Source organism: Cupriavidus sp. WS (genome assembly GCF_000395345.1).
Taxonomy (GTDB): domain Bacteria; phylum Pseudomonadota; class Gammaproteobacteria; order Burkholderiales; family Burkholderiaceae; genus Cupriavidus; species Cupriavidus basilensis_B.
Window position 1 is genome coordinate 1 of record NZ_AQPL01000585.1, and the last position, 7,643, is coordinate 7,643.

General features: G+C 64.0%; 9 protein-coding genes. 1 reads left to right on the plus strand and 8 read right to left on the minus strand.

The window, feature by feature from the left end; genetic code table 11:
• Positions 1–18: 18 nt before the first annotated feature.
• The 8 genes from K206_RS0135035 to merT all read right to left on the minus strand — a co-directional run bounded on the left by K206_RS0135035 (position 19) and on the right by merT (position 7,472).
• Complete coding sequence (locus tag K206_RS0135035) at positions 19–2,985, minus strand: Tn3 family transposase (protein ID WP_001138070.1); 2,967 nt, start codon at positions 2,983–2,985, stop codon at positions 19–21.
• A 2-nt stretch (positions 2,986–2,987) separates the two neighbouring features.
• Positions 2,988–3,557, minus strand: coding sequence for a recombinase family protein (locus K206_RS0135040; RefSeq protein WP_027982055.1), 570 nt, complete (start codon positions 3,555–3,557; stop codon positions 2,988–2,990).
• A complete protein-coding gene (locus K206_RS44495; protein WP_008652068.1) occupies positions 3,463–4,464 on the minus strand; it encodes a DUF3330 domain-containing protein in 1,002 nt (333 codons plus the stop codon). The genes K206_RS0135040 and K206_RS44495 overlap by 95 nt, the downstream gene beginning before the upstream one ends.
• Positions 4,461–4,697 carry a broad-spectrum mercury transporter MerE gene (gene merE / locus K206_RS0135045; protein WP_003132004.1) on the minus strand — a complete coding sequence of 79 codons (237 nt, stop codon included), beginning with the start codon at positions 4,695–4,697 and terminating at the stop codon, positions 4,461–4,463. The genes K206_RS44495 and merE overlap by 4 nt, the downstream gene beginning before the upstream one ends.
• Positions 4,694–5,059: a mercury resistance co-regulator MerD gene (merD, locus tag K206_RS0135050; protein ID WP_000995360.1), complete on the minus strand. Its 366-nt coding sequence runs from the start codon at positions 5,057–5,059 to the stop codon at positions 4,694–4,696. The genes merE and merD overlap by 4 nt, the downstream gene beginning before the upstream one ends.
• 17 nt (positions 5,060–5,076) lie before the next feature.
• Complete coding sequence (gene merA, locus K206_RS0135055; RefSeq protein ID WP_011514825.1) at positions 5,077–6,762, minus strand: mercury(II) reductase; 1,686 nt, start codon at positions 6,760–6,762, stop codon at positions 5,077–5,079.
• Positions 6,763–6,833: 71 nt separating this feature from the next.
• Positions 6,834–7,109, minus strand: coding sequence for a mercury resistance system periplasmic binding protein MerP (gene merP / locus K206_RS0135060; protein ID WP_003131987.1), 276 nt, complete (start codon positions 7,107–7,109; stop codon positions 6,834–6,836).
• Positions 7,110–7,121: 12 nt separating this feature from the next.
• The gene (gene merT / locus K206_RS0135065; protein WP_006224622.1) at positions 7,122–7,472 is read right to left on the minus strand and encodes a mercuric ion transporter MerT; all 351 of its coding nucleotides are present in this window, start codon (positions 7,470–7,472) and stop codon (positions 7,122–7,124) included.
• Positions 7,473–7,543: 71 nt separating this feature from the next.
• Here merT and K206_RS40285 point away from each other — a divergent pair.
• Positions 7,544–7,643, plus strand: a 100-nt coding sequence (locus K206_RS40285) for a MerR family DNA-binding transcriptional regulator (protein ID WP_042344182.1), incomplete at its 3' end; no start/stop codon positions are given.

Sequence of the window (7,643 nt, forward strand, 5' to 3'; positions counted from 1 at the left end):
AACGGAAAATAAAGCACGCTAAGCCGGTTGCAGCGGTCGTAGCGGCCTGAACTTGCCCGCGCCGATCTTGGCGCTGCTGCGCCAGAGGTAATCGCCGGTGAGGTTGATGTGCTCCCAACCGAGCGGCGACAGGTACTGCAACAGCGCGTCATCAACGGCATGGCCGTTGCCACGCAGCGCGTGCGCAGCCCGTTCCAGATAGACCGTGTTCCACAACACGACGGCAGCCGTTACCAGATTGAGGCCGCTAGCCCGGTAGCGCTGCTGCTCGAAACTGCGGTCGCGGATTTCACCCAGGCGGTTGAAAAACACTGCCCTGGCCAGCGCATTGCGCGCCTCGCCCTTGTTCAGGCCGGCATGCACGCGGCGGCGCAGTTCCACGCTTTGCAGCCAGTCCAGGATGAACAGCGTGCGCTCGATGCGGCCCAGCTCGCGGAGCGCCACGGCCAGGCCGTTCTGGCGTGGGTAGCTGCCGAGCTTTCGGAGCATCAGGGAGGCCGTCACCGTGCCCTGCTTGATCGAGGTGGCCAGCCGCAGGATTTCGTCCCAATGGGCGCGGACGTGCTTGATGTTGAGCGTGCCGCCGATCATGGGTTTCAGCGCGTCATAGGCGGCGTCGCCCTTCGGGATGTAGAGCTTGGTGTCGCCCAGGTCGCGGATGCGCGGCGCGAAGCGGAAGCCCAGGAGGTGCATCAGGGCGAAGACGTGATCGGTGAAGCCCGCCGTGTCGGTGTAATGCTCCTCGATCCGCAAGTCGGACTCGTGGTACAGCAGGCCGTCGAGCACGTAGGTCGAATCGCGCACGCCGACGTTCACGACCTTGGTGTGAAATGGCGCGTACTGGTCAGAAATGTGGGTGTAGAACGTCCGCCCTGGGCTGCTCCCGTATTTCGGGTTGATGTGGCCGGTGCTCTCGGCCTTGCTGCCGGTGCGGAAGTTCTGGCCGTCCGACGATGAGGTGGTGCCGTCGCCCCAGTGCTCGGCGAAGGGATGGCGGAACTGTGCGTTGACCAGATCGGCCAGCGCCGCCCCGTAGGTTTCGTCGCGGATGTGCCAGGCTTGCAGCCAAGCCAGCTTGGCGTAGGTCGTGCCGGGGCAAGACTCCGCCATCTTGGTCAGGCCCAGGTTGATCGCGTCGGCGAGGATCGTGGTCAGCAACAGGTTCTTGTCTTTGGCCGGGTCGCCCGATTTCAGATGCGCGAAATGCCGAGTGAAGCCCGTCCATTCGTCCACCTCCAGCAGCAGTTCGGTGATCTTGACGTGCGGCAGGATCATTGCCGTCTGGTCGATCAGCGCTTGGGCGGTGTCGGGTACCGCCGCGTCGAGCGGCGTGATCTTCAAGCCTGACTCGGTGATGATGGCGTCCGGCAGCTCGTTGGCCGTCGCCATACGGTTGACGGTGGCAAGCTGTGTTTCCAGCAGCGTCAGCCGGTCGTTCAGGTACCGGTTGCAGTCGGTGGCCACGGCCAGCGGCAATTCGCTGGCCTGCTTGAGGCTGGCGAATTTCGCGGGCGGCACCAGGTAGTCCTCGAAGTCCTTGAACTGGCGCGACCCCTGCACCCAGATGTCGCCGGAACGCAACGCGTTCTTCATCTCCGACAGCGCGCACAGTTCGTAGTAGCGCCGGTCGATGCCGGTGTCGGTCATGACCAGCTTCTGCCAGCGCGGCTTGATGAACTCGGTCGGCGCGTCGGCGGGCACCTTGCGGGCGTTGTCGCTGTTCATGCCGCGCAGCACCTCGATGGCGTCGAGCACGTCCTTCGCGGCGGGAGCGGCCCGCAGCTTGAGCACGGCAAGGAATTCCGGCGCGTAGCGGCGCAGCGTGGCGTAGCTTTCGCCGATGCGGTGCAGGAAATCGAAGTCCTCGGGCTGCGCAAGCTTCTGCGCTTCGGTGACGCTCTCGGCGAAGGCATCCCAGGACATGACGGCCTCGATGGCGGCGAACGGATCGCGGCCCGCCTGCTTGGCCTCGATCAGCGCCTGGCCGATGCGGCCGAACAGCCGCACCTTGGCGTTGATCGCCTTGCCGGACGCCTGGAATTGCTGCTGATGCTTGTTCTTGGCGGCGTTGAACAGCTTGCCCAGGATGCGGTCGTGCAGGTCGATGATTTCGTCGGTGACGGTGGCCATGCCCTCGATGGCAAGCGCCACCAGGGTGGCATAGCGTCGCTGCGCCTCGAACTTGGCCAGGTCGGCGGGCGTCATCTGGCCACCCTCACGGGCGATCTTGAGCAGGCGGTTCTGGTGCACCGACCGCTCGATGCCAGAAGGCAGGTCGAGCGCCTGCCACGCTTTGAGGCGTTCGATGTGTTCCAGCATGTGCCGCGAATTCGGTTTGACGGGCGATTGGCGCAGCCAGGCCAGCCAGGTCGTTTTGCCGTTGTCCCGACGCTTGAGCAGATCGTCGAGGCGGCGGCGATGCGCGTCCGACAGCGGTTCGGCCAAGGCATCGTAGATGCGCCGGTTGGCGCGGGTGATTGCTTCGGCGCTCGCCCGCTCGACGGCGTTGAGGGCAGGCAGAATGACCGACTGCTGCCGCAGGTGCTCGATCAAGGTGCTGGCCAGCACGATGCCCTTGTCGGTCTGCAAGGCCATCTCGGTCAGCAACTGGACGGCCTGCCGGTAGTGGCCCATGGTAAAGGGCTGGAAGCCGAACACCGTTTGCAGTTCGACCAGGTGCTCGCGCCGGGTCTGCTCCCGCTGCCCGTATTCGTCCCAGCTTTCGACGCTGACCTTGAGCTGGTCGGCGACCAGTTTCAACAAGGGCGGAAACGGCGGCTCATCGACGCCCAGGATGACACCAGGAAAGCGCAGGTAACAGAGCTGCACGGCGAAGCCCAGCCGGTTGGCCGGGCCGCGCCGCTGCCGGATGATGGAGAGGTCGGTTTCGCTGAACGTGTAGTGACGGATCAACTCATCCTTGGTGTCCGGCAACGCCAGCAGGCTTTCGCGCTCGGCGGCGGACAGGATTGAACGACGTGGCATATTTACTGATCCGTTCTCAAGTATTGATACAGGGTTTCGCGACTGATTCCGAATTCACGAGCCAGCTTGGTCTTTTGCTCGCCAGCCTCGACACGTTGGCGCAGTTCGGCAATACGCTCAGACGACAGGGATTTCTTCCTGCCACGGTAGGCCCCGCGCTGCTTGGCGAGCGCGATGCCCTCGCGCTGCCGCTCGCGGATCAAGGCGCGTTCGAACTCGGCGAACGCGCCCATTACCGACAGCATCAGGTTCGCCATCGGCGAGTCCTCGCCGGTGAAGGTCAAATGCTCCTTAAGGAACTCGATGCGTACGCCGCGCTGGGTGAGGCCCTGCACCAGGCGGCGCAGGTCGTCGAGGTTGCGCGCCAGACGATCCATGCTGTGCACCACGACCGTGTCGCCTTCGCGCACGAAGGCGAGCAGCCGTTCCAGTTCGGGCCGCCGTGTGTCCTTGCCCGACGCCTTGTCGGTGAACACTTTATCCACCTGGATCTGTTCGAGCTGCCGTTCTGGGTTCTGGTCGAAGCTGCTGACGCGGACGTAACCGATGCGCTTGCGCTTCGAAGCGTTGATAACACTCCAACCCGCAGAAGTGCTCGACGTATTCCGCGCCTTCCGGGGTGAAGGCGGCATCGAGCGGGATTTCCTTGCAGCACACGCAGCAACTGGTGGTGGTCGAGTCACTTGCATTCATGGTGGCACCCCTCCATTGACTGACGAAGACGGCGAATGCCGCCGCCGGCATTGGCTTCGCGAACAGGAAGCCTTGTCCTGTGTCGCAGTCCGCTTGTCGCAATAGATCAAGACTCGCCGATGTTTCCACGCCTTCAGCCACCACATCCATGCCCAGCCCGTGCGCAAGCTGAATCACGGTGTGCACGATGGTTTGGTCGCGGCGGTCGTTGGCGAGCCCGGCGACAAACGATTGGTCGATCTTGAGCGTGCTGATTGGGCAGCACTTCAGATGTTGCAGACAGGAATACCCCGTCCCGAAGTCATCGGCGGCGAAGCGCACACCGATCTGCCGCAAGGCGTCCAGGGCGGGGAAGATCGCCGGATCACCAAACGCGACCGATTCGGTCAGCTCGATTTCGAGATACTCGGCGGGCAACTCGGCATCAGCCAGCACGCCCTTTACCCACCCGTCGAAGTCCGGTCCCACTTGGCTCGCCGAAACATTGACGGCCAGCCGGAACGGTCGCCATGCCAGCATTCGCCAGTCACGCATCTGGCGGCAGGCTTCGCCCAGCACCCAAGCGCCGATTTCAGGCATCAGGCCGGACGATTCGACCACGGGCAGGAACTGGCCCGGTGGCAATAGTCCAAGCGTCGGATGACGCCAGCGCAACAGGGCTTCCGCGCCGACAATCCCACCACTGCGCAGATCGACGACGGGCTGGTAGTGCAGTTCAAGCTGCCCGCGCTCGACCGCTTGGGCCAGTTCCGGCGTCGTCCATCCATCCGGCCGGAAAGCGCTCATTCTCTTTCCCTGAATGCCCGCAACGCCCGCGACAGGGACAGAAGGAACAGGCCGGTCAAACCGAGCGCCGCGATGACCCAATGCTCGCCGAGGAAAGCACCGGCGGTTGTGCCGGCCAGCACGACAGCGAGGATGGGCAGGTGGCAGGGGCAAGTCAGCACAGCCAGTCCGCCCCACAGGTAGCCGGTGATCGGTTTGTGCGTCTCGGACGGCAAGCGCTCGGGGTTGTTCATGGCAGACTCTCCGCGTGCTGTGCCGGCTCGGTCGGCAGGGTGGCCAACTGCACTTCCAGATCGGCCAACGCTTCGCGCCGACGCTCGACGAACTGACGCAGCAGGGCAAGCTGCGCGGCCGCTTCGTCGCCGTCCGCCGCATCCAGCGCCCGGCACAGCCGCGCCAGCGCGTCGAGGCCGATGCCCGCCTCGAAGGCCGCCCGCACGAAGCACAGCCGTTGCAAGGCGGCGTCATCGAACAAGCCGTAGCCGCCTGGTGTGCACGCCACCGGGCGCAGCAATCCGCGCAGCAGGTAGTCGCGCACGATATGCACGCTCACCCCGGCATCAAGAGCCAGCCGGGACACCGTGTAGGCGTTCATTGAACACCTCCTTTTTCTCACCCGGCGCAGCAGGAAAGCTGCTTCACATCCTTGTTGAAGGTCTGCGCCGCGAGCTTCAACCCCTCGACCATCGTCAGGTAGGGGAACAACTGGTCGGCCAGTTCCTGCACCGTCATGCGGTTGCGAATGGCCAGAGCCGCCGTCTGGATCAGTTCACCCGCTTCCGGCGCGACCGCTTGTACGCCGATCAGCCGATGGCTGCCTTCCTCGATAACCAACTTGATGAAGCCGCGTGTGTCGAAGTTGGCGAGCGCACGCGGCACGTTGTCCAAGGTCAAGGTGCGGCTGTCGGTCTCGATCCCGTCGTGGTGGGCTTCCGCCTCGCTGTAGCCCACGGTCGCCACTTGCGGATCGGTGAACACCACGGCCGGCATTGCGGTCAGGTCGAGCGCCGCATCGCCGCCGGTCATGTTGATCGCGGCACGGGTGCCGGCCGCTGCCGCCACATAGACGAACTGCGGCTGGTCGGTGCAGTCGCCGGCCGCGTAGATGTTCGGGTTGCTCGTGCGCATGCCTTGGTCGATGACGATGGCACCTTGCGCATTGACAGTGACCCCCGCTGCGTCCAGCGCGAGGCTGCGCGTGTTCGGTGTCCGACCGGTGGCAACCAGCAGTTTGTCGGCGCGCAATTCACCGTGCGTGGTGGTCAGCACGAATTCACCGTCCATATGGGCGACCTGGCTGGCTTGCGTGTGCTCCAGCACCTCGATGCCCTCGGCACGGAAAGCGGCTGTCACCGCCTCGCCGATGGCCGGGTCTTCACGGAAGAACAAGGTATTGCGCGCCAGGACCGTGACCTTGCTGCCCAGCCGGGCAAAGGCTTGCGCCAGCTCCAGCGCCACCACCGACGAGCCGATTACGGCAAGGCGTTCGGGAATGGTGTCGCTCGCCAGGGCCTCGGTGGAAGTCCAGTAGGGTGACTCTTTCAAGCCCGGAATCGGCGGGACCGCCGGGCTGGCACCCGCGGCGACCAGGCAGCGGTCGAACATCACGACGCGCTCGCCACCCTCGTTCAAACGGACGGTAAGGCTCTGGTCGTCCTTGAAGCGCGCCTCACCGTGCACAACGGTGATGGCCGGATTACCGCCCAGGATGCCTTCGTACTTGGCGTGCCGCAGTTCGTCGACGCGGGCCTGCTGCTGGGCCAGCAGCTTACTGCGGTCAATCGTAGGCACAGTTGCCGCAATACCGCCATCGAACGGGCTTTCCCGGCGCAGATGGGCGATGTGGGCGGCGCGGATCATGATCTTGGACGGCACACAGCCGACATTGACGCAGGTGCCGCCGATGGTGCCGCGCTCGATCAGCGTGACCTGCGCGCCTTGCTCGACGGCCTTCAGCGCCGCCGCCATCGCGGCTCCACCGCTGCCAATGACCGCTACCTGCACCGGGGGCTCGTTGCCACTGTGCTTTTCGGCGGCGGCCATCCATCCCCGCACCTTGTCGAGCAGTCCGACGCGGTTGTCCGCCAGTGGCGCATCGGCTAGCGTTGCCTTGTAGCCCAGTCCGGCCACGGCGGCAGTCAGCGCGTCCGGCGATGTGCCCGGCACGATGGCGAGTTGCGCTGTGCCCTTCGGATAGGACACCAGCGCCGACTGCACGCCTGGCACTTTTTCCAGCGCTTCCTTGACGTGCGCCGCGCACGAGTCGCAAGTCATGCCGGTGATTTTTAGATGGGTCATGCAACAGATCCTTTATCGTTTGTGGCGCCAGACAATGACGTCCGTTGTGCTGCGGTGCCGTTTTCAGTGACTCACTGCTTGACGCTGGACGGATAGCCCGCGTCTGCGGTTGCCTTGGTCAGCTTCTGCACGCTGGTCTTGGCATCGTCGAAGGTGACGACCGCTTGGCGTGTCTCGAAAGTCACGTCAACTTTGCTGACGCCTTCGACCTTGGAAATCGCCTTCTTGACAGTGATCGGGCAGGCGGAGCAGGTCATGCCCGGTACGGACAGCGTGACGGTCTGGGTGGCGGCCCAGACGGGGGCAACAACGGCGGCGAGGGCGAGGGAGGCAAACAGTTTCTTCATGGTGAACTCCGATCAGTAGAAAAATGGCATGACGTAGGGAAATCCGAGCGCGACCAGAACCAGCGCGGCCACGATCCAGAAAATGAGCTTGTAAGTAGCTCGCACTTGGGGAATCGCGCAGACCTCACCCGGTTTGCAGGCCGCTGCCTGCCGGTAGATGCGCCGCCAGGCGAAGAACAACGCCACCAGCGCCACGCCGATAAAGATGGGGCGATAGGGATCCAACACCGCCAAGTTGCCGATCCAAGCGCCGCTGAACCCCAAGGCGATCAGAACCAACGGCCCGAGGCAGCAAGCCGAGGCGAGGATGGCGGCAAGCCCTCCAGTGAAGAGCGCGCCGCGCCCGGTTTTTGGTTCAGACATGCGCTTGTCCTTTCGAATTGAAATTGGATAGCGTAACCTTACTTCCGTACTCATGTACGGAGTCAAGCGATATGGAAAACAATTTGGAGAACCTGACCATTGGCGTTTTCGCCAAGGCGGCCGGGGTCAATGTGGAGACCATCCGTTTCTATCAGCGCAAGGGCTTGTTGC